This window comes from Pseudomonas sp. 57B-090624 (assembly GCF_003234055.1).
In the GTDB taxonomy this organism is placed as follows: Bacteria; Pseudomonadota; Gammaproteobacteria; order Pseudomonadales; family Pseudomonadaceae; genus Metapseudomonas; species Metapseudomonas tohonis.
On sequence record NZ_QKRU01000062.1, the window covers coordinates 1 to 20,866 of the forward strand.

The window sequence follows — 20,866 nt, forward strand, 5'->3', positions numbered from 1 at the left end:
GGGCATGGCCAACGCCCCAGGCCGGGTATGGCGTGCCGACGGGGTGGAGAAGCCAAGCTGGTTATCGAGTTCTGCGGATGCTTTTTGTTTCGCCCTCCCGGGCGAGTCCCTTTTCCAGTCGTTGAAAAGGAACCAAAAAACTCGCCCCTGCATACGGCCCGACTGCGTCGGGTTCCCTCGCTACATCGTCGCTCCAGGGGTACGCGCTGACGGGCCCTCCTTGGCCCGACAGCGCTCTCGCGACATCCATGTCGCTCAACCCCTTCCACGCCGATTCCACTCGGCCTTCTGAAGGGGCATTGTCCCCGCCCCATCACTCACGACTGGCATCAGCATTGCGTGCGCTCATGACTTGCACTCCTCTCCGATTCGGGAGAGAGGCGGGAAAAGGCCGGTTGCAAGGTCCTGAAGAGTCGGATCAGCTTGGCGCCTGACTTCTTGATTGCCACAGCCCTCGTATTTGCTCTCAGGTTGGCTGATTCAAAGATCGCCCAGGAAAGAGGACGGTAAAGCTGGCGCTTTGTCCTACTTGACGCTGACGGGTGTTACGAGCAATGTCGGCAAACTGCCACCACATGAGAGGGACCTCAGCATGCAAGAATTTCTTTCTCGCATTAATGCCCACGTTGAACACGTCAAGAAAGTTGCGCCGCATTGTTCTGGTGAAGAGACAACCAAGCAGGCGCTCATCCTACCGCTGCTTGATATTTTGGGCTTCAGTCCCTACGACCCAACCAAGGTACGGGCAGAGTTTGCCTCAGACTTCCCCGGTGTAAAGGCATCTGAACGGGTGGACTATGCGCTGTTCAGCAATGGAACTCCGGTTATGTTTATTGAGGCCAAGGCTCACTCCGAAAAGCTCAATAACCATTGTCCGCAACTGGCTCGTTATTTTAATGCGACTCCAAGTGTCACAATGGCTGTAATAACCAATGGTCAAGAGTGGCGTTTCTTCACCGATTTGGTGGAGAAAAATATAATGGATGAGAAGCCATTCCTGAAGATTGATTTGGTGGAAGGTCCAGTTCATGATTTTGCTCATCTTTACAATTTCCGGCACGATGAATTTCAGCCGGATCAACTTCGTACGCTAGCGGAAGAAAATATATACCTTCATGCCTTCAAGAAGACTATTAGTTCAAGTCTTCGCGAGGTTGATATTGATTTTGTTCGCTATGTCGCTGGGCGGTCAAATATTAATAGACAACTCAATGCTCGTTTTCTTGAATTAATCACTCCTTTGGTACGTACCGCTGTTGAACGCGCTGTCAGCGAAATGGTGGTAAGCGGGCTTTCTGCTCCGTCAGCTCCTGCACCTACTCTTCAGCAGGCTCAGAGTGAAGCTGATGTTCTAACTGCCGATAGTCGTGAAATTGTTGATCCGGAAAATCCCAATATCGTTACCACCGCCGCTGAGCGCGAGGTGTTGCGGATTGTTCAGGAGTTGCTGGGTGAAGAAGCAGAGGTCGTCGGGAAAGATAACGAGGGCTATTACTCCTGCCTTTATCAGGGTAAGACAAACCGTTGGTTGCTTCGCTATTGGGGAGATAAAAAGAGACCTTCGGTGAAGTTTATTGTTGATCTTGATCAGCAGCAGCGGGCGGAAATAAATCGGGCTGGCCTGGAAGTCGGGGCGGGGGATCAAATCCTAATCGACAAACCTGAAAATCTGAGAAGGATCAGAGGGATTCTTGCCGATAGCCTGGAGTTCTGCCGTAAGGACGAGAATTTTTCGCGTGGGCGAAAGTCCGGTGAATGATCTTCAGTCTATGTATCTGATTCGTCGGTGGTAGTTGAATGAGTCAAAATCTTTCGTGGTATCCCCCTAAGGTCGAGTGGCTTGGCAACGAATTTGGTTGCCCTCCCTTTGATGTCCTCAATCAAATGCTTTACGAATCTGTTGAGAGGAATCCTAGCAATACGGATCGCTCTCAGATTATTGGGAAGCTGATGTTGATTGGTCGGACATATTCAGCGTCCGTAGAACGCAGAAAAACCAATGGCGATCAGAAGGATGAGCGGCAAGCGTTGGTGGTAGTGATTGAGGCAGCAGATGCTATCTCGAAGTCAAAGCTTGAAGCGCTGCTCTCTGAGTTGTCATTGGATGAAAGCCTTACCCTTGAGCGCATTCCCTTTGCGGTAGAGGTTCACCTTGAACTGGCCGGTGCATTAGCCAAGGCAAATGGCCGAGAGAATAGCAGTCTAGCCTCCAAGTACTTGCATTTTCATCGTCCGCACTTCTTTCCAATAGTTGATTCCTACGTCCGGGAAGGATGGTCTTGGGTAATGGATGCGTTGGGATTGAGTTATCGCGGATGGAGGATGTTCGGAAAGGTTTCTCACTATGGCGCATGGTGCGAGAGAGTCATTCAACTTCAAGGGCATTTGGCAGATACGCAAAATGAGAAATTCTCGCTGAGACAAATTGATAACTATCTACTGTCGATAATGTCTCTGGATGGTAAGGGCGGGTGGGGATTGCCTAAGCTGCCTGGCTAGTTAAAGTTTTAAGTAACGAGAAAGGGCCCTCCGGGCCCTTTCTTAAATCGCATTCCCTCCTCCAGCCCCTTCAGCCTGCTGGGCCGCGAGCACGAGCTGATTGGCGACCTCACCCTGTCGCGCTACCGCGAGCACACCCCGAGCTACGGCGGCTGGCGCTACGACTACTCCAGCTCCCCGGATGGCGCCATCCCCAACCTCTTAAACTACAGCGGCAATAACCCCAAGCCGGTACGCCGGCTACCTCATCGGCCGCTTCCACGTCACCGACGACCTCAGCCTGATCCTCGGCGGGCGCCTGGTGGACTGGAAACGCGACACCGAAGACCGCCCCTACGCGGGCACTGCCAGTGACACCCGCTCGCGGGAGACCGGCGTGTTCATCCCCTACATCGGCGTGGTCTACAACCTCGATGAGCAATGGGCCGCTTACGCCAGCTACACCAGCATCTTCAACCCGCAGGAGTCCTGGGTCCGCGACGGACAGAACAAACCGCTCGACTCCATGGAAGGCGAAGGCTTCGAAGTCGGCCTCAAGGGCAGCCACCTCGGCGGCCAGCTCAACAGCAGCGTCGCGCTATTCGAAATGCACCGGGACAACCTCGCCATCTAGCAGGCGTAATACCCGGGCAGCAACGTCTACCGCGCCGAGCAGGACACCACCGCGCGCGGCCTGGAATTGATCCTGGACGGCCAGCTCGCCGAAGGCTGGCAAGCCTCGGCCGGCTACGTCGTCACCACCAACGCCGACGACCAGCACATCAACACCGCGCTGCCCCGTCACAGCCTCAAGACCTTCACCAGCTACCGCCTCGACGGCGCCCTCAACCCGCTCACGCTGGGCGGCGGGGTCAACTGGCAAAACAAGGTGGGCAGCGACCTGCGCAGCTTCGACCAGGGCAGTTACGCCCTGGTCAACCTCATGACCCGCTACGCGCTCACCCCGCAGATGGACGTCTCGCTCAACCTCAGCAACGCCCTGGATCGCGAGTACTACAGCTACGCCGGCTACTACAGCAACTACGGCGCACCGCGGAACCTGATGATGGCGGTGGACTACCGCTTCTAACGGCAAGCCCCCTCCCGGAGCGGGGAGGGGGCGGCACCGGCTTTGCCAAATGAGGGGGGCAGATACCCAATTCCTCAACGGTCGAGCGTCGTGATGCTTTCTATTGTTTGAAGCAGGAACATGATGTCTTCTGGCGGAGAAGTAATCATCCAGGCATCTATGGTCTGGGTTAGTTGCACGGGCTGCCCCACATGGTTCTGCATTTGAAGTGCAATTGCCGCGGTTACATCACGTCGTTCTGCGTCGCAAACAGAAAGCCCACAGCGACCACTGCCATGGGCTACCAACACTGTCCATGAGCCGGCTTGCCACCATTCGCGCTTGCCCAGCAAACTGCCTGGCAGCTCTTTGATCAATGTAATCATTCACTGAGTCCAATGACGTTCGGGGGCATCAATGTTGGCTTTCCGATGTCCCGGAGCATTTATGCCTGGAGCTCATAGAGACGCAAGGACCAAGGCTCTGCAATCACCAGGTACCGCCCTTCGTCCTCCAATGTCGCCACGAACCAGTCCCCGGAACGCGTCGGAAACACGATGTCATGCGTCCCACTCGGTGCTCTGACGGTTACGGTCGTTTCGTTCTGGGAGGGCATGAAGTCATAGCTGACCTCATGGGTGCCATTTGCCAGGTGAGGGCGTTTGTCGGTTACACCGTAGAAGTCTTCGTGGTGGTCATCTTCGAACGCGTAGGGGTCGTCATCGGTGTCTTGCGCAGAGGGAGGTTCGCCGAGAGTCACCCGGATAACTTCGTCGTAATTCACGATGTGGAATACCCCATCGACGATCCGGGTGAAACCGCGAATCCGCTCGAAGGAGATTGGAAGTTTTATTTCGCGCATCCTTGGCCTCAAAACTCAACGGATCGCTTTCGACCCATTTCCTCGTCAATTTGACAGGAACTTCATCCTGTCCTCCAGCCCCTCAATGCAAGCCGGTGCCTCCGGTCCTCGATCGTAGCCCGGGCTTCAGCCCGGGGCAGGTTGTAGCTTGCTGAAGCGCTCTGATACTGCCGAAACTACGCAACCAACCCAAATGAAGGCTTACCAGGCGAGCAAAAGCCCCAGAATCTGCCGCGCCTCAATGGCGATTCATAGTTCAAGGAAGGATAAAAAATGACCACGGATGACTTTATTACCATGTACCGCCCCTGCGGCGAGAAGGAGCTTGCCCTGGTTGCCGCCAGCGGGTTCAAGCGCTGGCCGCCCAGGCTGCCGGGGCAGCCGATCTTCTACCCGGTGACCAACGAGGCCTACGCCATCGAGATCAACAAGTGGAACGTCACGGACTTCAAGAAGGGTTACGTGACCCGCTTCAGGGTGCGGCGCGAGTTCGTCGAGAAGTATCGGATCGAGCAGGTCGGCGGCAGCCGCCATACCGAATGGTGGATCCCGGCCGAGGACCTCGAGGCCCTCAACGACAATATCGTCGGCGAGATCGAGGTGATCTACGAGGAAGGGCCGAACCCAAAATAAGCGGCCCCGAAGGGCTGCCGGGAGCTGAGCATCCAGGAAATGAAACGGGCCCTTCCGGGCCCGTTTTTCTTGTCACTTCGACAGGAACTTCATCCCGTCTTCCAGCCCGCTCAATGTCAGCGGGTACATCTGGTCCTCGATCAGCTCGCGCACGATATTGGTCGAGGCGGTGTAGTTCCAGGTGTCCTTGGGGTAGGGGTTGATCCAGATGAGCTTCTTGTACTTCTCCATGAAGCGCTTGATCCAGACGTAGCCCGGCTCTTCGTTCCAGTGTTCGACGCTGCCGCCGGCCTGGGTGATTTCGTAGGGGGCCATGGCGGCGTCGCCGACGAACACCACTTTGTAGTCCGCGCCGTACTTGTGCAGCAGGTCCAGGGTGGAGGTGCGTTCGGAGGTGCGGCGCAGGTTGTTCTTCCACACCGATTCGTACACGCAGTTGTGGAAGTAGAAGTACTCCAGGTGCTTGAACTCGGTCTTGCAGGCGGAGAAGAGTTCTTCGCAGACCTTCACGTGGGCGTCCATGGAGCCGCCGATATCCAGCAGCAGCAGGAGCTTCACGCTGTTGCGGCGCTCGGGGCGCATCTGGATGTTGAGCAGGCCGGCGTCGCGGGCGGTGTGGTCGATGGTGCCGTCCAGGTCGAGTTCGTCCTGGGCGCCCTGGCGGGCGAACTTGCGCAGGCGGCGCAGGGCGACCTTGATGTTGCGGGTGCCCAGTTCCACCTGGTCGTCGAGGTTCTTGTACTCGCGCTGGTCCCACACCTTGGCGGCCTTGCCCTGGCGCTTGCCGGCGTCGCCGACGCGGATGCCCTCGGGGTTGAAGCCGCCGGAGCCGAAGGGGCTGGTGCCGCCGGTGCCGATCCACTTGTTGCCGCCGGCGTGGCGTTCCTTCTGTTCTTCCAGGCGCTTCTTGAATTCTTCGATGAGCTTGTCCAGGCCGCCGAGGGACTGGATCTGCGCGCGCTCCTCGTCGGTCAGCATGCGCTCGAATTCCTTGCGCAGCCATTCCTCGGGGATCAGCGCCTCGATGTGCTGGTTGAGGTTTTCCAGGCCCTTGAAGTAGGCGCCGAAGGCCCGGTCGAACTTGTCGAAATGGCGTTCGTCCTTGACCAGGATGGTGCGCGACAGGAAGTAGAACTCGTCCATGTCGGCGAACACCACGTTGTGCTTCAGCGCGTTGATCAGGTCCAGCAGCTCGCGGACGGAGACCGGCACCTTGGCCGCGCGCATTTCGTTGAACAGGTTGAGCAGCATGGCTGCGCCCTCTTGCTGGTTGGCCTCAGGAACGGGGTTCCCGGGGCAGGCCGTCGGCTATGGCGTACCAGTCGGCCTTGGATTCGGGGTAGATGTGTTTCTGCGGGATCTCGCCCAGGGGCGAGTCCAGCGTGCCCAGGGCGATCGACACCCAGTTGGGGTGGGCCTTGTCGCTGTACCACTGCAGGGTGGCGCCGCACTGCCGACAGAAGCTGCGGGTGACGCCGGGGCTGGAGTGATAGCGGGTCACCCGATCTTCGCCTGCGGTCCAGCGGAAGCTGCTCCAGCGCACGTTGCCGTAGCTGGCGAACGCGGCGCCATGGCCCTTGCGGCACTGGCTGCAATGGCAATGGGTGGCGGATTCGATGGGCGCGTCGATCTGGTACTTCACCGCGCCGCACAGGCAGCTGCCGTTATGCATTGTCGCTGGCCTCTCCGTTGAGCTGGCGTTGGACTTCCAGGGCCCAGGCACCGTCGCTGACACCCGTCCCGCGGTTATGGCGGGAGGTCGAGGTCTGCTCTGTCACGTCATGCCAAAGGTTGCGGCCTTTGGCATCCAGCTTGGAGTAGTCCTCGTTGGTATCGAGGTCGAACTCAATGAACCGGCAGTCTTGGGTCAGCAGCAGGCCGCTGACTGAATGACCGCCGTATTGCTCTATATGCAGGTCGACCATGATGGTGCGGCTCCAGTCGATCCCCAGTGCCTGCGGGTGGTGCAGGAGCACGCGAGGCAATTCGTCTGGCTGGTTGCGGTAGTACTCGGCGGTCAGTCGCAGGCCTTCACGCCGGAGCAGAGACTGCTCCTGAACGTTCTTCTGGCGCTTGCGTCTGATCCGCTCGATGTCCATCGCAGCCTCAGCGGCTGGCGCGGCGGCTCATGAACGCCAGGCGTTCCAGCAGCTGCACGTCCTGCTCGTTCTTCACCAGGGCGCCGGCCAGGGGCGGGATGGCCTTGGTGGGATCACGCTCGCGCAGTACGGCTTCGCCGATGTTGTCGGCCATCAGCAGCTTCAGCCAGTCGACCAGCTCGCTGGTGGAGGGCTTCTTCTTCAGGCCCGGCACCTTGCGCACGTCGAAGAACACGTCCAGCGCCTCGGCGACCAGGTCCTTCTTGATGTTGGGGTAGTGCACATCGACGATCTTCTGCAGGGTCTCGCGATCCGGGAAGGCGATGTAGTGGAAGAAGCAGCGGCGCAGGAAGGCGTCCGGCAGTTCCTTCTCGTTGTTGGAGGTGATGATGATGATCGGGCGCTGCTTGGCCTTGATGGTCTCGTCGGTCTCGTAGACGTAGAACTCCATCTTGTCGAGTTCCTGCAACAGGTCGTTGGGGAATTCGATGTCGGCCTTGTCGATCTCGTCGATCAGCAGGATCACGCGCTCTTCGGACTCGAACGCCTCCCACAGCTTGCCCTTCTTGATGTAGTTGCGAACGTCGTGGACCTTCTCGGAGTTCAGCTGCGAATCACGCAGGCGGCTCACCGCGTCGTACTCGTACAGGCCCTGGTGCGCCTTGGTGGTGGACTTGATGTGCCAGGTGATCAGGCGGGCACCGAAGGACTCGGCCAGTTGCTCGGCGAGCATGGTCTTGCCGGTGCCCGGCTCGCCCTTGACCAGCAGTGGGCGTTGCAGGGTGATGGCGGCGTTGACCGCAAGCTTGAGGTCGTCGGTGGCGACGTAGGACTGGGTGCCTTCGAACTTCATCAGGGAATCCTCGAACGGTAACGCCCGGCTCGGCCGGGGCCTTCAGTATTTACGGAAAGGCCGACTATAACGCGCGGCCCGGCGCACTGTGAACGCAGACGGGGCATTCAGTCACTGAATGGGCGGTCACTCTCCTTCCAGCCTAGACACTCCCGGCCCGGCGCGTACCCCGACCTGCGATGGGCGGTGGCTCAAGCACGGGCCTGGCAGGCGGGCGGCTGTCACCTTCGGCAACAGCCATGCGCCCCCTGGGAGGGGCGCCGGGGCTCGCCCGGCTGTCGCCCTCAGTCGTTCTTCTCCGGCGGCGGTCGTTCGAAGCGGGTGGTGAAGGCTTCGATGAAGGCGTTGCGCAGGATCGACAGGAAGGCCTGGAAGGCGCTGATGTCCTGGCGATGCACGTTGCCGCTGAGTTCCACGCGGGTGGCGAACTGGTCGCGCTGCTGGTTCTTCAGCACCGTCTCGCCGCCGCCGACCAGGGCCTCCCACAGGGAGCGGAGGAAGCCCTTGTCGTCGTTCTCCACGTCCTGCTCCCAGTCGAACACGTCGACGTTGCGCAGCAGCGGTTTGATGTAGCCGCTGAGCTGGGCGTTATCGGCACGGGCCTCGATCACCAGGTCGCCGCTGCCGGCCTTGAAGTCGAAGCGGCCGTAGGCGCGGGAGAAGTCGTTGAGCCGGGGCAGGTCGACGTCGCGGGCGCGCAGGCGCAGCTCGAAGTCCTCGAAGTTCTTGAACGGGTCGAAGCGTGCCTCCACCTCCAGCGGCGCGTGGCCGAGCAGCTGCGCACGGCCCTCGAAGCGCGCCACGCGCTCGCCGCTGTCGTCGGCGACGTTGGTCAGGTTGTAGAGGCTGGCGTTCACCTCGCTGGCATCGATGTCCACCTTGGGCGTCGAGCTGAAGTTGTGGAAGGCGATGCGGCCGTTGACCACGCGCACCTCGTCGAGGGTGATGGGCAGCAGCTTGTTCAACTGGTCGCGCCAGTCGGTGCCGGCACCGGTCTGGGAGTCCTGCCTGTTCTTGCCGCCGTCGACGAAGTTCACCTCCGGCGCCTCGAAGATCACCCGCGCCACCACGCTGTGGTCGTACCAGAGCGAGTGCCAGCTCACCGCCAGGTCGATGCCCGGGGCGTCCAGCAGCGGCACCGGGATCGCGCCATCGGCCTTGACGATGGACAGGCCGTTGATGCGATAGGCGCCGCGCCACCAGGCCAGGTCGACATCGGCGATATGGCCGCGGTACTCGCCCATGTCGGCGAGCTTGCCGTTGAGGTAGTCACGGATCAGCCAGGGCAGCGCGAAGTGCGCCACCACCAGCAGCAGGACGAGGGTGAGGAGCGCCCCGAGGGGCAGGCTGTAGCGTCTTTTCATGGGGGCATCCGCCGGGGGCGATTCTCTTTCATGGACTGCCGCCCACTGCAATGAGTTCGGCTGGACTGCACTGGCGCGCGGGCATAGGCTGGTCGCCTTCCAACCGCCCGCCACCTCTAAGGACAGGACGATGACCCGTATCTACGCAGACAACTCCAAGGCCATCGGCAACACCCCGCTGGTGATGATCAACCGGCTCGGCCCGAAGGGCGTGACCATCCTCGCCAAGGTCGAGGGGCGCAACCCGGCCTATTCGGTGAAGTGCCGCATCGGCGCGAACATGATCTGGGACGCCGAGGAGCATGGGCGCCTGCGCCCCGGCATGACCCTGGTGGAGCCCACCTCCGGCAACACCGGCATCGGCCTGGCCTTCGTCGCCGCCGCCCGTGGCTACAAGCTGATCCTCACCATGCCGTCCTCCATGAGCCTGGAGCGTCGCAAGGTGCTCAAGGCGCTCGGCGCCGAGCTGGTGCTCACCGAGCCGGCCAAGGGCATGAAAGGGGCCATCGAGAAGGCCGCCGAGATCGCCGCCGGCAACCCCGAGCAGTACCTGCTGCTGCAACAGTTCGAGAACCCGGCCAACCCGGCCATCCACGAGAAGACCACCGGCCCGGAAATCTGGAACGACACCGACGGCGCGGTGGACGTGCTGGTGGCGGGCGTCGGCACCGGCGGCACCATCACCGGCGTGTCGCGCTACATCAAGCAGCAGTGCAACAAGCCGATCCTCTCGGTGGCGGTCGAGCCGGTCACCTCGCCGGTGATCAGCCAGACCCTCGCCGGCGAGGAGGTCAAGCCCAGCCCGCACAAGATCCAGGGCATCGGCGCGGGCTTCGTGCCGAAGAACCTCGACCTCTCCATCGTCGACCGCGTCGAGCAGATCACCGACGACGAATCCAAGGCGATGGCCCTGCGCCTGATGCGCGAGGAAGGCATCCTCTGCGGCATCTCCGGCGGCGCCGCCATGGCTGTCGCCGTGCGCCTGGCCGAGAAGCCGGAGATGCAGGGCAAGACCCTCGTCGTCATCCTCCCCGACTCCGGCGAGCGCTACCTCTCCACCATGCTCTTCGACGGCCTGTTCACCGAGCAGGAACTGCAGCAGTAAGGCCTGCCAGCATGCCCCCGGCTCGCTGGGGGCATGCGCCCCTAGTGTGGGCGAATTCATTCGCCCGGGAGCGCGAGGCGGTCGCTGGCAGCATGGGTTTCGCTTCGCTCTACGCCATCCTACAAGGCGCGTCTCCCTTCCAGCTTCCAGCTTCTAGCTCTTGGCTGCCTTGGTTTCATAACTCCCCGACTCGTAGCTGACCCCATGCCTCACCCGTGGCGGCTCCTCGCCCTCGTGGAGCATGGTCACGTTGTCGATGATCGCCTTGTCGGCGATGGTCAGGCGGTCGAGCATGCGCAGGTGCTGCAGCCAGTTGTCCACCAGGAGGATTTCCTGCCAGTTCTCCTGGTCGCTGGTGTCGCGGTACAGCGCCCAGCGGTCGGCGCCGTTGCGCAGGCGAAGGCGGCGGAGTATCTGCATGGCACGGACGAAGTCGCGGGTGCGCTCCACCGGGATGCGGTATTCGATGGTCACCAGCACCGCGCCGCGGCCGGGGTTGAAGACGAAGGTGGGCTGGCCGGGCAGGGTGGTCACCGCATGGGCGATGCTGGTGGCGTCCAGCTCCGGCAGGCGCGACTGATAGAGCAGGAAGGCGCAGGCGATCATCAGGCAGCCGGCGGCGAACAGCGCGCCCTTCACCCCCATGGTTTCCGCCAGGTGGCCCCAGAGGAACGAGCCCAGCGCCAGGCCGCCGTAGAGCGCCGTCTGGTAAAGCGCCAGGGCGCGCGCCTTGACCCAGTCCGGCACCAGGATCTGCACCGCCGAGTTGTAGCTGGCCACCGCCGCGATCCAGCAGGCGCCGCCCAGCACCAGCGCCGGGAAGATCACCCACAGGCTGTCCAGCGAGCCCAGCGCCAGCAGCACCAGGCCCAGCAGCAGCCCGCCGAAGCTGATCAGGCGGCTGGTGCCGATGCGTCTTCGTGCCAGGTTCACCCCCAGGCTGCCGAGGATCGCCCCCACGCCCAGGGCGCCGAGCATGTAGCCGTAAACCGCCGCGTCGCCGTCCGGGTTGCGGTGCGCCAGCAGCGGCAGCAAGGCCCACACGGCGCTGGCCGAGATACCGAAGGAGAAGGAGCGCAGCATCACCAGGCGGGTGACGCTGGAGTACTGGGTGAAGCGCAGCGCGGCGACCACGCCTTCCATCAGCCGCTCCGGCGGCAGGGTGCGCACCGGCAGCACCCGGCGCCAGCGCCAAATGGCCCAGATCAGCCCCAGGTAGCACAGGCAGTTGAACAGAAAGACCCAGGCCGGCCCCACCGCGCTGAGCATCAGCCCGCCGATGGCCGGGCCGGCGGCGCGCGCGACGTTGTAGTTGACGCTGTTGAGCAGCACCGCATCGCCCACCATCTTCGCCGGCACCTGCTCGTTCACCGCCGCCTGCCAGGCCGGGATGGTGATGGAGCCACCGATGGAGATCCACAGGATGGAGACGATCAGCAGCAGCGGGTCCAGGTAGCCGAAGAAGGCCATGGCGGTGAGGAAGGTCGCGCCGCTCATCTCGAAGGCCAGGCCCGCCATCATGATCTTGCGCCGGTCGTGGTTGTCGGCCAGCACCCCGGACATGATCGACAGCAGCACCAGCGGCAACGCGGCGGCGACCTGGATCATCGCCACCGTCGGCGGGCTGGCGTGGGCCTCGGTCACCACCCAGGCGGCGGCCACCGACTGCGCCCAGGTGCCCAGGTTGGCGAACAGGTTGGCGATCCAGATGATGCGGAACGCGGTGATGGTGAAGGGGCTGAACAGGCCGCTCTTGGGCGGCTCCTCGGATTCGGGTGTGCGCGGCAGGTCGTTCTTCGGCGATACGGACTGGAGCATGCGGGGTTCCTTGCGAGGCCGGACCGGGCCATGGGCGCCGGTCCCTGGTTACCGCGCAAGTGTAGACACCGCCCCGGTGGGCAAAGGCCGGATCGGCGGTTTTCGCCAGTGGCGTTCTTCCTCGCGGGTCCGCTGGGACTTTGGTGTGATTGTCTCGCCCGGCCACCGCGGTAAAGCTGGCGCAACGCCGGTATCGACTACGCTTGCCGTGCCCCGATTCCCAACTCGCAGCCAGGAAACAAAGACAATGAGAAGTTCCTTCGCGCCTCTGCTCCTGACCCTCGCCGTGTCCGGAGCTGCACAGGCCGCCGACACGGTGAAGATCTACAACTGGACCGACTACATCGCGCCGGACACCGTCGCCACGTTCAGCAAGGAGACCGGGATCCAGGCCACCTACGACGTCTACGACAGCAACGAGACCCTCGACGGCAAGCTGATGACCGGCAAATCCGGCTACGACATCGTCGTCCCGTCCAACCACTACATGGCCAAGCAGATCCAGGCCGGTGCGCTGAAGAAGCTCGACAAGAGCCAGCTGCCCAACTGGAAGAACCTCAACCCGGCGCTGCTCAAGGCCCTGGAAGTCAACGACCCGGGCAACGAGCACGGCTTCCCCTACCTCTGGGGCAGCACCGGCATTGGCTACAACCCGGCCAAGGTCAAGGAAGTGCTCGGCGACAACGCACCGCTGGATTCCTGGGACCTGATCTTCAAGCCCGAGAACATGGAGAAGCTCGCCAAGTGCGGCGTCGCCATCCTCGACAACGGCCCCGAGCTGCTGCCCATCACCCTCAACTACCTGGGCCTGCCGCACCACAGCAAGAAGCCGGAGGACTACAAGACCGCCGAGGCCGCGCTGCTCAAGGTCCGCCCCTTCGTGCGCTACTTCCATTCCTCCAAGTACGTGGGTGACCTGGCCAACGGCGAGATCTGCGTGGCCGTCGGCTTCTCCGGCGACATCCTCCAGGCCGCCACCCGCGCCAAGGAGGCCGGCAACGGCGTCGAGATCAGGTACTCCACGCCCAAGGAAGGCTCGCCGATGTGGTTCGACATGATCGCCATGCCGGTGGACGCGCACGACGAGAAGGCCGGCTACGCCTTCATGAACTACCTGCTGCGCCCCGAGGTGATCGCCGGCGTCAGCAACTACGTGCACTACGCCAACGGCAACAACGCCGCCGAACCGCTGGTGGAAGCCGAGATCAAGGCCGACCCGGCGATCTACCCGCCGGCCGACGTCATGGCCAAGCTGTTCGCCCTGGAATCCATGCCGCTGAAGATCGACCGCGTGCGCACCCGCACCTGGAACACCGTCAAGACCGGCAAATGACCCCGCGCTGAAACACCAACGCCCCGGCTTGCCGGGGCGTTTTTCTTATGGGCATTGTTCTTGTGGGAGCGGATTCATCCGCGATCAGTCAACACCGCAGCGTCGGGTTTCACCCGACCTACAGGAGTGGCAACGCGTAGGGCGGGTGCAACCCGCGTCGGGCCCCACTCACCTAAGACGCCTGCTCCACCTTCACCGCCGCCACCGTCGGGCGCAGCACCAGCCACAGCGCCAGGGCGATCAGCACGCCGCCCTGCAGGTGCGCCCAGGACAGCGACTCGTCCAGCAGCAGTGCGCCCCAGAACACCCCGAACAGCGGGATGAGGAAGGTCACCGTCATGGTCTTCACCGGACCGACGTTGGCGATCAGGCGGAAGTAGATGACGTAGGCGAACGAGGTGCACAGCAGCCCCAGCCCGGCCAGCGCCAGCCAGATGCCCGGCTCGGCCAGGGGTGCCAGGGGCATGGCGTGGCTGCTGGCGAGGAAGATCGGCAGCAGGCACAGCGTCGCACCGGCCTGGGCACCGAAGGCCGAGAGGCCGCTGTCGAGGCCACCGGCATCGTTGATCCAGCGCTTGGTGAAGAAGCCGGCGAAGCCGTAGCAGGTGGTCGCCATCAGGCAGGCCAGGGCACCGCGCAGCAGGTCGGCGTCGAAGGCCACCGGGCCGGCACCGGTCAGCACCGCCACGCCGGCCAGGCCCAGCAGCACGCCGGCGGCCTTGGGCAGGGTCAGCTTCTCGCCGAAGAACAACCCGCCGATCAGCACGCCCATCAATGGCGTGGTGGCGTTGAAGATGGCCGAGTAGCCCGCCGGCAGCACCTCGGCGGCGAGCGCGTACATGGCGGCGGGAATGCCCGAGCTGACCACGCCAATCAGCAGGATCTTGCCCAGCTTGCCGCGGAAGTCCCAGGTCACCCGCAGCAGCGCCAGGATCGCCACCAGGCCGATGGCCGAGATGGCCACGCGGAAGAACGCCGTCGGCAGCGCGCCGATCACCGGAACCAGCACGCGCATGAACAGGAAGCTGGCGCCCCAGATGGCGGCGAGGCTCAACAGGCGGACGAGATCGGCGGGTTTCATTGGGTGGCTCCGAGGCAGGAGCGGCACAGCTTACGCCGCCCCGGCGGCGGCGCAATCGACACCTTGCGCTCAAATCGGCGGCACAGCTCGGCGAGGCCTCTGGGCTGCGGATTGTGTGGGGCCGCTGGTCCGCAGGGCTACAAAAGAGCCTGCGCCCTACCGAGCTCGTAGGATGGGTAGAGCGCAGCGAAACCCATGCTGTCATCGGGCCCAGCGCAACTGAGCCGGCCCATTTCGCATGCACCCGCTCCCACAAAGGCGCCTGCGCCCTACCGGGTTCGTAGGATGGGTAGAGCAGCGAAACCCATGCTGTCATCGGGCCCAGCGCAACTGAGCCGGCGCCCACTTCGCGAATGAACCCGCTCCTACAAAGGCGCCTGCGCCCTACCGGGTTCGTAGGATGGGTAGAGCGCAGCGAAACCCATGCTGTCATCGGGCCCAGCGCAACTGACCCGGCCCATTTCGCATGAACCCGCTCCCACAAAGGCGCCTGCGCCCTACCGGGTTCGTAGGATGGGTAGAGCACAGCGAAACCCATGCTGTCATCGGGCCCAGCGCAACTGCGCCGGCCCACTTCGCGAATGAACCCGCTCCCACAAAGGAGCCTGCGCCCTGCCGGGTTCGTAGGATGGGTAGAGCGCAGCGAAACCCATGCTGTCGTCGGGCCCGCTGCGCGCGCCTTGGGCGAATGAATTCGCCCCTACAGGGCCTAGAACGACTTGCTGACGCTCGCCACCACCGTTGCGCTGCAGGTGTCGGTGAAGCCGTAGTTGCTGGCGCACTGGTTTTCCGAGAGGTCGGTGTCGACGTAGGCGAGGCCCCAGGTGACGCCGAGGAAGTCGCGGGTCAGCCTGGCTTCCCACTCGCGGTACGACTCGCTGCCGGTGCCGTTGCGCGACCAGAACAGCGGGTCCTTGAAGTCCATGCGCCCGTAGCGCAGCTCCAGGCCCACTTCCAGGGGCAGCCGGGTCTCGTAGCCGACCCAGGTGTAGAGGGTGTCCTGGTCCTCGCCGATGATGTTCGGCGCGTCGTCCGAGTAATAGGCGGCGGCCTTGAACCCGTAGGCGCTGAGGATGGCGTACAGCTCGCTCTGGTTGAACTGGCTCTCCTTCGGGTAGGCGTACTTGATCACGCCCAGGTCGAGGCTCACATCGTCCGTGGCCTGCCAGTACCAGCCGGCGTAGTAGTCCACTTCCTGGCGGGTCTTGAGGCCGAAGCCGAAGTCGACGTTGGAGGTCCAGGCCCCCGCGTACAGGCCGCTGGAGTGCAGCAGCGTGGCGCCGGCCTGGGCGGCGGGGTCGTTCTGGGTCTGCGAGATGCCGCGGGTGCGGTAGTCGCTGGCCAGGTTGAGGTCGACCTGCACGGCGAAGTCGTCGGTGATCGGCAACGCGGCCCGGCTGTACAGCGGGGCCAGGGCGAGGCCGGCGAGGAGGAGGGTGGTGGAGCGCTTCATGGTGGATTCCCGATCTTGTGGTTGTTATGGGCAGATGAGGGGCAAGGCTTCGCCCGACCCCCATGCAGCGGGGGCCAGGCATCAGCGGTGGTGCGGTCTTGTTATCGGGCGGCGGTGTAGACCTCGCGGCCGCCGAACCAGGTCTTGAGCACCCGGGTTTCGGCCAGGGCCTTGGGGTCCACGGTGAACACGTCGCGGTCGAGGAGGATGAAGTCGGCCTGCTTGCCGGCGGCCAGCGAGCCGATGTGCTTCTCCTGGCCGATGGTCCGCGCGGCGTTGAGGGTGTAGGCGTAGAACATGGTGTCGCGGTCCAGGCGCTCCTCGGCGTTGAGCACGCCTTTCTCGCCTTCGCGGGTCACCGCCTGGGCCATGGCCGCCCAGGGGTTGGGCGAGGACACCGGCCAGTCGCTGGCGCCGGCGAGGGTCGCGCCCTGTTGCAGCAGCGAGTGCGCCGGGTACTGGTAGCGGAAGGCGAAGGCGCTGACGTAGGGCTTGACCATGTCCAGCGTGTAGTCGTCGCCGGCGGCCCAGAGCAGCTGCATGGAGGCGATCACGTCGAGCGGCTTGAAGCGCGCGAACTCCTTGGGGTTGACCAGTTGCAGGTGGGTGATGGAGTGCACCACGCCGCTCTGCCGGTCCTTACGTGCCTGCTCGATGCCGTTGAGCGCCTCGCGCACCGCGCGGTCGCCGATGGCGTGGATGTGCACCAGCCAGCCGCGTGCATCCGCCGCGCTGACCAGCTCGCCGAAGTGTGCCGGGTCGATCAGCAGCTCGCCCTGCTTGTGGCTGTTGCTGTAGGGGTCGATCAGCGCCGCGCTCTGCGCCGGGTACTCCAGCACGCCGTCGGCGAAGATCTTGATCCCCGGCAGGCTCAGGTTGTCGATGCCCTGGAACTGCTGGCGCACCTTCTCCAGGGTGTCCAGGTCGGCGGGGCGGCTCTTCGGGTGGGCCACCAGCAGCGCGGCGACGTGGGCGGTCAGCTCGCCTTTCTCGGCCAGGGCCTTGTACACCGGCAGCACGCCGACCGACTTCTCCGTGGGCTTGAGGGCGAACAGCGGCTCGCCGGGGGCGCCGTTGGCGGCCGGGTCCATCCAGGCGGTGATGCCCAGGCTGTTGTTGGTGCGCACCGCATTCTCGCCGGCGCGCAGCAGCAGGGCCGGGTCCATGGGCGGCAGCACGGCGGCGACGCGGTCCCAGCCGGCGTCCACCAAAAAGCCGTTGGGCGTGCCGTCCTTGCCCAGGCCGATGGTGCCGCGCTCGGCCTCGGGCAGGGCGGCGACCAGCCTGGCGTCGATGCCGGCGCGCTTGCGCATGGCCGCGTTGGCCCAGGCGGTGTGGTGGTCGCTGCCGACGAAGACGATGGGCACACCCGCCCACTCGCCCTGGTCGAAGCGCTGGCCCATGGCCTCGGCCTGGGCCCAGTAGGCGGAGGTCATGCCCGCCACGTAGAGGGTGTCGCCGTGGCGCGCGGTGCCGTCGTCGCGCCAGGTGCGCAGGCGTTTTTCCAACTCCTCCAGGCTCACCTGCTCATCGCCCATGTTGGCAGTGGACATCTCCAGGCCGCCGAAGATGGCGTGGGAGTGGGTGTCGATCAGGCCCGGCATCAGCGCCTTGCCGGCCAGGTCGATGCGTTGGGTGGACGCGTCCGCCAGGGCCTTGATCTCGGCATCGTTGCCCACCGCCAGCACCTTGCCGTTCTCCACGGCAATGGCCTGCACCATGGGCCGCGCCTTGTCGGCGGTGAACACCTTGCCGTTGAACAGCACCATATCGGCGCCGGCCATGGCTTCCATCGAGGCAAAAGCCACCGCAGCCGCCAGTAGTCGTGGAACGAAGTTTTTCACGGGCTCCCCCCTTTGTTTTTATCGGTCTGCCAGCGAGACTAGCGGCTCCCCGGGGCTGGCAGAACGCCGGCAGCGTGCAAAACCCTTTTGCCTGGATGGAAAAACCATGGACAAGCTCGGTGCCATCGCCATGTTCGTCGCCACCGCCGAACAGGGCAGCTTCAGCCGTGCCGCCGAGCAACTGGGCAAGACCCCCTCGGCCCTGACCAAGGCCGTCAGCCACCTGGAGGCCGAGCTGGGCGCGCGCCTGTTCGAGCGCAGCACCCGGCGCATCGTCCTCACCGAAGCGGGGCGCCTCTACCTGGACACCGCGCGTCAGCTGCTGCAGCGCCTGCACGACGTGGGCGAGGAGATCGGCCAGCTGCAGCACGGCCTGCAGGGCAGCCTGCGGATGACTGCGCCGCTGGCCTTCAGCCGCGCCTTCCTCGATGAGGTGTGCGCGGGTTTTCTCGCGGCCTACCCGCAGATCAGCCTGCGGGTCGATCTGTGCGACGCCTTCGTCGACCTGGTGGAGGCGGGCTACGACCTGGCCCTGCGCGAAGGGCAGAGCGACCTGCCGGGGCTGATCGCCCGGGTGGTCGGGCGCAACCGCCTGGCCCTGTGCGCCAGCCCCGCCTACCTGGCACGCAAGGGCGTGCCGACGCTCGATGACCTCGAGCGCCACGACTGGCTCGCCTACCGTCATCCGGCGTTGAGCCGGCAGTACTGGTGGGTGGAGTGCGACGGCCAGCGCACGCGCCTGGCCCAGCCTGCCGCGCCACGGCTGGAGAGCGACAACTACGACCTGCTGCTGGCCAATGCCCTGGCCGGCGTCGGCGTGCTGCACACCCCGTTGTGGAGCGCGGCCCCCTATATCGCCGACGGCCGCCTGGTGCGCCTGCTGGCCGACCACGAGATCGACCCGGACGCCTTCGGCGACCAGATCCTCGCCGTCTACCCCAGCCATCGCCGGGCCACCGGCAAGGTGCTGGCGTTCATCGATTACCTGGCCGCCTTCCTCGAGGCGCGGGGGTTGGCCTGAGTGCCGTGACCCACGGGTCGCGAGCGGCCCGGCCGGGGCTGATGCAGGCAGAGCTTTTTTTCGGGGCGGGCTCTGGCTAAGCTCCGTCTTCCGAATTCCCAGCTGAGTGTTCCCCATGGCGCAGCAATGGCCGGCCGCAGATATCGCGCGACTGATCCTCGATGGTTTCGACGACTACCGTGAACATTTCCGTCAGATCACCGACGGCGCCCGTGCCCGCTTCGAACAGGCGCAGTGGCAGGAGATCCAGCAGGCGGCTGCCGCGCGGATCGCCCTCTACGAAGAAAAGGTCAGCGAAGTCAGCGAGCGCCTGCGCAGCGCCTTCGACGAAGAGGTGCTGCTGGACGTGCAGCTCTGGCCGCTGGTCAAGAGCGCCTACATCAAGCTGATCGACCTGCGCTTCGACGACGAACTCTCGGAAACCTGGTTCAACTCGATCTTCTGCGGCCTGTTCAGCCATGACCAGATCAGCGATGGCTGCATGTTCATCCACACCACGCGGCCGTCCCTGCGCCCCCACGAGCGCGCGCCACAGACCCGCAGCTACCACCCGCGCGGCGACCTCAAGGCGGCGCTGCTGCAGATCCTCGACGACTACCGCTTCGCCGTGCCCTTCGACGACCTGGAGCGTGACCTCGATCGCCTCGTCGTCCAGCTGCGCGACAGCCTGCCGGACTGGGTGATCAAGGACCCGGAGCTGTGCGTCGAGCTGTTCTCCTCCACCCTCTACCGCAACAAGGGCGCCTACCTGGTGGGCCGCATCTACACCCGCGACGAGCAGTGGCCGCTGGTGATCCCGCTGCTGCACCGCGAGGGCAAGGGCATCCAGGTGGACGCGCTGATCACCGACGAAGCCGACGTCTCGATCATCTTCTCCTTCACCCGCTCCTACTTCATGGTGGACGTGCCGGTGCCGGCGGAGTTCGTCAGCTTCCTCAAGCGCATCCTGCCGGGCAAGCACATCGCCGAGCTGTACACCTCCATCGGCTTCTACAAGCACGGCAAGTCGGAGTTCTACCGCGCCCTGATCAACCACCTGGCCAACACCGACGACCGCTTCATCATGGCCCCGGGCGTGCGCGGCATGGTCATGAGCGTGTTCACGCTGCCGGGCTTCAACACCGTGTTCAAGATCATCAAGGACCGCTTCTCGCCGTCGAAGAACGTCGACCGCAACACCGTCATCGAGAAGTACCGCCTGGTGAAGAGCGTCGACCGCGTCGGGCGCATGGCCGATACCCAGGAGTTCGCCGACTTCCGCTTCCCCAAGGCCAAGTTCGAGCCCGAGTGCCTGGCCGAGCTGCTGGAGGTGGCGCCGTCCACCGTCGAGCTGGAAGGCGACACCGTGCTCATCCGCCACTGCTGGACCGAGCGCCGCATGACCCCGCTGAACATCTACCTGGAAAGCGCCAGCGAGCCCCAGGTGCGCGAGGCGCTGGACGACTATGGCCTGGCCATCAAGCAGCTGGCCGCCGCCAACATCTTCCCCGGCGACATGCTGCTGAAGAACTTCGGCGTCACCCGTCACGGCCGCGTGGTGTTCTACGACTACGACGAGATCAGCTACCTCACCGAGGTCAACTTCCGCTTCATCCCGCCGCCGCGCTACCCCGAGGACGAAATGTCCTCCGAGCCCTGGTATTCGGTGGCCCCGCACGACGTGTTCCCCGAGGAGTTCCCGCGCTTCCTGTTCGCCGATATCGGCCAGCGCAAGCTGTTCAACCAGCTGCACGGCGACCTCTACGACGCCGACTACTGGAAGAGCCTCCAGGACGCCATCCGCGCCGGCAAGGTGATCGACGTCTTCCCCTACCGGCGCAAGGAGCGCCCGGACGCCATCCAGTGACGGCCTG

The 20,866-nt window shown here is 63.9% G+C and carries 18 protein-coding genes and 1 pseudogene; 8 read left to right on the plus strand and 11 right to left on the minus strand.

All coding sequences use genetic code 11. The features are described 5' to 3' along the window. The first annotated feature begins 592 nt into the window (after positions 1–592). From DMX10_RS24350 to DMX10_RS33005, 3 genes and pseudogenes are all read left to right on the plus strand, one after another. Positions 593–1,759, plus strand: a complete 1,167-nt coding sequence (locus tag DMX10_RS24350; RefSeq protein ID WP_111263546.1) for a type I restriction endonuclease — start codon at positions 593–595, stop codon at positions 1,757–1,759. Between the two features lie 38 nt (positions 1,760–1,797). Next, on the plus strand, positions 1,798–2,499 hold the full coding sequence (locus tag DMX10_RS33000; RefSeq protein WP_178083004.1) for a hypothetical protein: 702 nt from the start codon (positions 1,798–1,800) through the stop codon (positions 2,497–2,499). 280 nt (positions 2,500–2,779) lie between these two features. After that, positions 2,780–3,568, plus strand: a pseudogene (locus DMX10_RS33005) (TonB-dependent siderophore receptor). A 74-nt stretch (positions 3,569–3,642) separates the two neighbouring features. Here DMX10_RS33005 and DMX10_RS32610 read toward each other — a convergent pair. Both DMX10_RS32610 and DMX10_RS24360 read right to left on the minus strand, forming a co-directional pair. Then, positions 3,643–3,933 (minus strand): hypothetical protein, encoded by a 291-nt coding sequence (locus tag DMX10_RS32610; protein WP_146603057.1) that lies wholly within the window; start codon positions 3,931–3,933, stop codon positions 3,643–3,645. Between the two features lie 59 nt (positions 3,934–3,992). Then, positions 3,993–4,409, minus strand: a complete 417-nt coding sequence (locus DMX10_RS24360) for a hypothetical protein (protein ID WP_111263515.1) — start codon at positions 4,407–4,409, stop codon at positions 3,993–3,995. A 273-nt stretch (positions 4,410–4,682) separates the two neighbouring features. On the opposite strand from DMX10_RS24360, the gene DMX10_RS24365 reads away from it, so the two are divergent. Beyond that, a complete protein-coding gene (locus DMX10_RS24365) occupies positions 4,683–5,042 on the plus strand; it encodes a hypothetical protein (RefSeq protein ID WP_111263516.1) in 360 nt (119 codons plus the stop codon). A gap of 72 nt (positions 5,043–5,114) precedes the next feature. Here DMX10_RS24365 and DMX10_RS24370 read toward each other — a convergent pair whose 3' ends face one another. From DMX10_RS24370 to DMX10_RS24390, 5 genes are all read right to left on the minus strand, one after another. Further along, the gene (locus DMX10_RS24370) at positions 5,115–6,293 is read right to left on the minus strand and encodes a VWA domain-containing protein (RefSeq protein WP_111263517.1); all 1,179 of its coding nucleotides are present in this window, start codon (positions 6,291–6,293) and stop codon (positions 5,115–5,117) included. Positions 6,294–6,318: 25 nt separating this feature from the next. After that, a complete protein-coding gene (locus DMX10_RS24375; protein ID WP_111263518.1) occupies positions 6,319–6,714 on the minus strand; it encodes a GFA family protein in 396 nt (131 codons plus the stop codon). Then, on the minus strand, positions 6,707–7,141 hold the full coding sequence (locus DMX10_RS24380) for a hypothetical protein (RefSeq protein ID WP_111263519.1): 435 nt from the start codon (positions 7,139–7,141) through the stop codon (positions 6,707–6,709). Before DMX10_RS24380 ends, DMX10_RS24375 begins: the two co-directional genes overlap by 8 nt. Positions 7,142–7,148: 7 nt before the next feature. Continuing rightward, on the minus strand, positions 7,149–7,994 hold the full coding sequence (locus DMX10_RS24385) for a MoxR family ATPase (protein ID WP_111263520.1): 846 nt from the start codon (positions 7,992–7,994) through the stop codon (positions 7,149–7,151). Between the two features lie 284 nt (positions 7,995–8,278). Further along, the gene (locus DMX10_RS24390; protein ID WP_111263521.1) at positions 8,279–9,358 is read right to left on the minus strand and encodes a DUF748 domain-containing protein; all 1,080 of its coding nucleotides are present in this window, start codon (positions 9,356–9,358) and stop codon (positions 8,279–8,281) included. 130 nt (positions 9,359–9,488) lie between these two features. Between DMX10_RS24390 and cysK the strand changes: the two genes are divergently transcribed. Continuing rightward, a complete protein-coding gene (gene cysK, locus DMX10_RS24395) occupies positions 9,489–10,463 on the plus strand; it encodes a cysteine synthase A (protein WP_111263522.1) in 975 nt (324 codons plus the stop codon). A gap of 153 nt (positions 10,464–10,616) precedes the next feature. Here the strand turns inward: cysK and DMX10_RS24400 are convergent, their stop codons facing one another. Further along, positions 10,617–12,281 (minus strand): MFS transporter, encoded by a 1,665-nt coding sequence (locus DMX10_RS24400; protein ID WP_111263523.1) that lies wholly within the window; start codon positions 12,279–12,281, stop codon positions 10,617–10,619. Positions 12,282–12,528: 247 nt separating this feature from the next. On the opposite strand from DMX10_RS24400, the gene DMX10_RS24405 reads away from it, so the two are divergent. Next, positions 12,529–13,614 (plus strand): polyamine ABC transporter substrate-binding protein, encoded by a 1,086-nt coding sequence (locus tag DMX10_RS24405; RefSeq protein WP_111263524.1) that lies wholly within the window; start codon positions 12,529–12,531, stop codon positions 13,612–13,614. 172 nt (positions 13,615–13,786) lie between these two features. Here the strand turns inward: DMX10_RS24405 and DMX10_RS24410 are convergent, their stop codons facing one another. From DMX10_RS24410 to DMX10_RS24420, 3 genes are all read right to left on the minus strand, one after another. Beyond that, the gene (locus DMX10_RS24410; protein ID WP_021220268.1) at positions 13,787–14,695 is read right to left on the minus strand and encodes a DMT family transporter; all 909 of its coding nucleotides are present in this window, start codon (positions 14,693–14,695) and stop codon (positions 13,787–13,789) included. 709 nt (positions 14,696–15,404) lie between these two features. After that, positions 15,405–16,148: a TorF family putative porin gene (locus DMX10_RS24415; protein ID WP_111263525.1), complete on the minus strand. Its 744-nt coding sequence runs from the start codon at positions 16,146–16,148 to the stop codon at positions 15,405–15,407. A 101-nt stretch (positions 16,149–16,249) separates the two neighbouring features. Next, positions 16,250–17,992 carry an amidohydrolase gene (locus DMX10_RS24420; RefSeq protein WP_111263526.1) on the minus strand — a complete coding sequence of 581 codons (1,743 nt, stop codon included), beginning with the start codon at positions 17,990–17,992 and terminating at the stop codon, positions 16,250–16,252. Between the two features lie 106 nt (positions 17,993–18,098). Here DMX10_RS24420 and DMX10_RS24425 point away from each other — a divergent pair, with 106 nt between their 5' ends. Next, on the plus strand, positions 18,099–19,013 hold the full coding sequence (locus DMX10_RS24425; protein ID WP_111263527.1) for a LysR family transcriptional regulator: 915 nt from the start codon (positions 18,099–18,101) through the stop codon (positions 19,011–19,013). Positions 19,014–19,128: 115 nt separating this feature from the next. Continuing rightward, on the plus strand, positions 19,129–20,859 hold the full coding sequence (gene aceK / locus DMX10_RS24430) for a bifunctional isocitrate dehydrogenase kinase/phosphatase (protein WP_111263528.1): 1,731 nt from the start codon (positions 19,129–19,131) through the stop codon (positions 20,857–20,859). The last annotated feature ends 7 nt before the right edge of the window (positions 20,860–20,866 follow it).

What these genes read in the sequence shown, in the direction of transcription:
- DMX10_RS24350 (WP_111263546.1), top strand. Translation starts at nt 593, where the DNA reads ATGCAAGAATTTCTTTCTCGCATTAATGCCCACGTTGAACACGTCAAG.
- DMX10_RS33000 (WP_178083004.1), top strand. Translation starts at nt 1,798, where the DNA reads ATGAGTCAAAATCTTTCGTGGTATCCCCCTAAGGTCGAGTGGCTTGGC.
- DMX10_RS32610 (WP_146603057.1), bottom strand. Translation starts at nt 3,933, where the DNA reads ATGATTACATTGATCAAAGAGCTGCCAGGCAGTTTGCTGGGCAAGCGC.
- DMX10_RS24360 (WP_111263515.1), bottom strand. Translation starts at nt 4,409, where the DNA reads ATGCGCGAAATAAAACTTCCAATCTCCTTCGAGCGGATTCGCGGTTTC.
- DMX10_RS24365 (WP_111263516.1), top strand. Translation starts at nt 4,683, where the DNA reads ATGACCACGGATGACTTTATTACCATGTACCGCCCCTGCGGCGAGAAG.
- DMX10_RS24370 (WP_111263517.1), bottom strand. Translation starts at nt 6,293, where the DNA reads ATGCTGCTCAACCTGTTCAACGAAATGCGCGCGGCCAAGGTGCCGGTC.
- DMX10_RS24375 (WP_111263518.1), bottom strand. Translation starts at nt 6,714, where the DNA reads ATGCATAACGGCAGCTGCCTGTGCGGCGCGGTGAAGTACCAGATCGAC.
- DMX10_RS24380 (WP_111263519.1), bottom strand. Translation starts at nt 7,141, where the DNA reads ATGGACATCGAGCGGATCAGACGCAAGCGCCAGAAGAACGTTCAGGAG.
- DMX10_RS24385 (WP_111263520.1), bottom strand. Translation starts at nt 7,994, where the DNA reads ATGAAGTTCGAAGGCACCCAGTCCTACGTCGCCACCGACGACCTCAAG.
- DMX10_RS24390 (WP_111263521.1), bottom strand. Translation starts at nt 9,358, where the DNA reads ATGAAAAGACGCTACAGCCTGCCCCTCGGGGCGCTCCTCACCCTCGTC.
- cysK (WP_111263522.1), top strand. Translation starts at nt 9,489, where the DNA reads ATGACCCGTATCTACGCAGACAACTCCAAGGCCATCGGCAACACCCCG.
- DMX10_RS24400 (WP_111263523.1), bottom strand. Translation starts at nt 12,281, where the DNA reads ATGCTCCAGTCCGTATCGCCGAAGAACGACCTGCCGCGCACACCCGAA.
- DMX10_RS24405 (WP_111263524.1), top strand. Translation starts at nt 12,529, where the DNA reads ATGAGAAGTTCCTTCGCGCCTCTGCTCCTGACCCTCGCCGTGTCCGGA.
- DMX10_RS24410 (WP_021220268.1), bottom strand. Translation starts at nt 14,695, where the DNA reads ATGAAACCCGCCGATCTCGTCCGCCTGTTGAGCCTCGCCGCCATCTGG.
- DMX10_RS24415 (WP_111263525.1), bottom strand. Translation starts at nt 16,148, where the DNA reads ATGAAGCGCTCCACCACCCTCCTCCTCGCCGGCCTCGCCCTGGCCCCG.
- DMX10_RS24425 (WP_111263527.1), top strand. Translation starts at nt 18,099, where the DNA reads ATGGACAAGCTCGGTGCCATCGCCATGTTCGTCGCCACCGCCGAACAG.
- aceK (WP_111263528.1), top strand. Translation starts at nt 19,129, where the DNA reads ATGGCGCAGCAATGGCCGGCCGCAGATATCGCGCGACTGATCCTCGAT.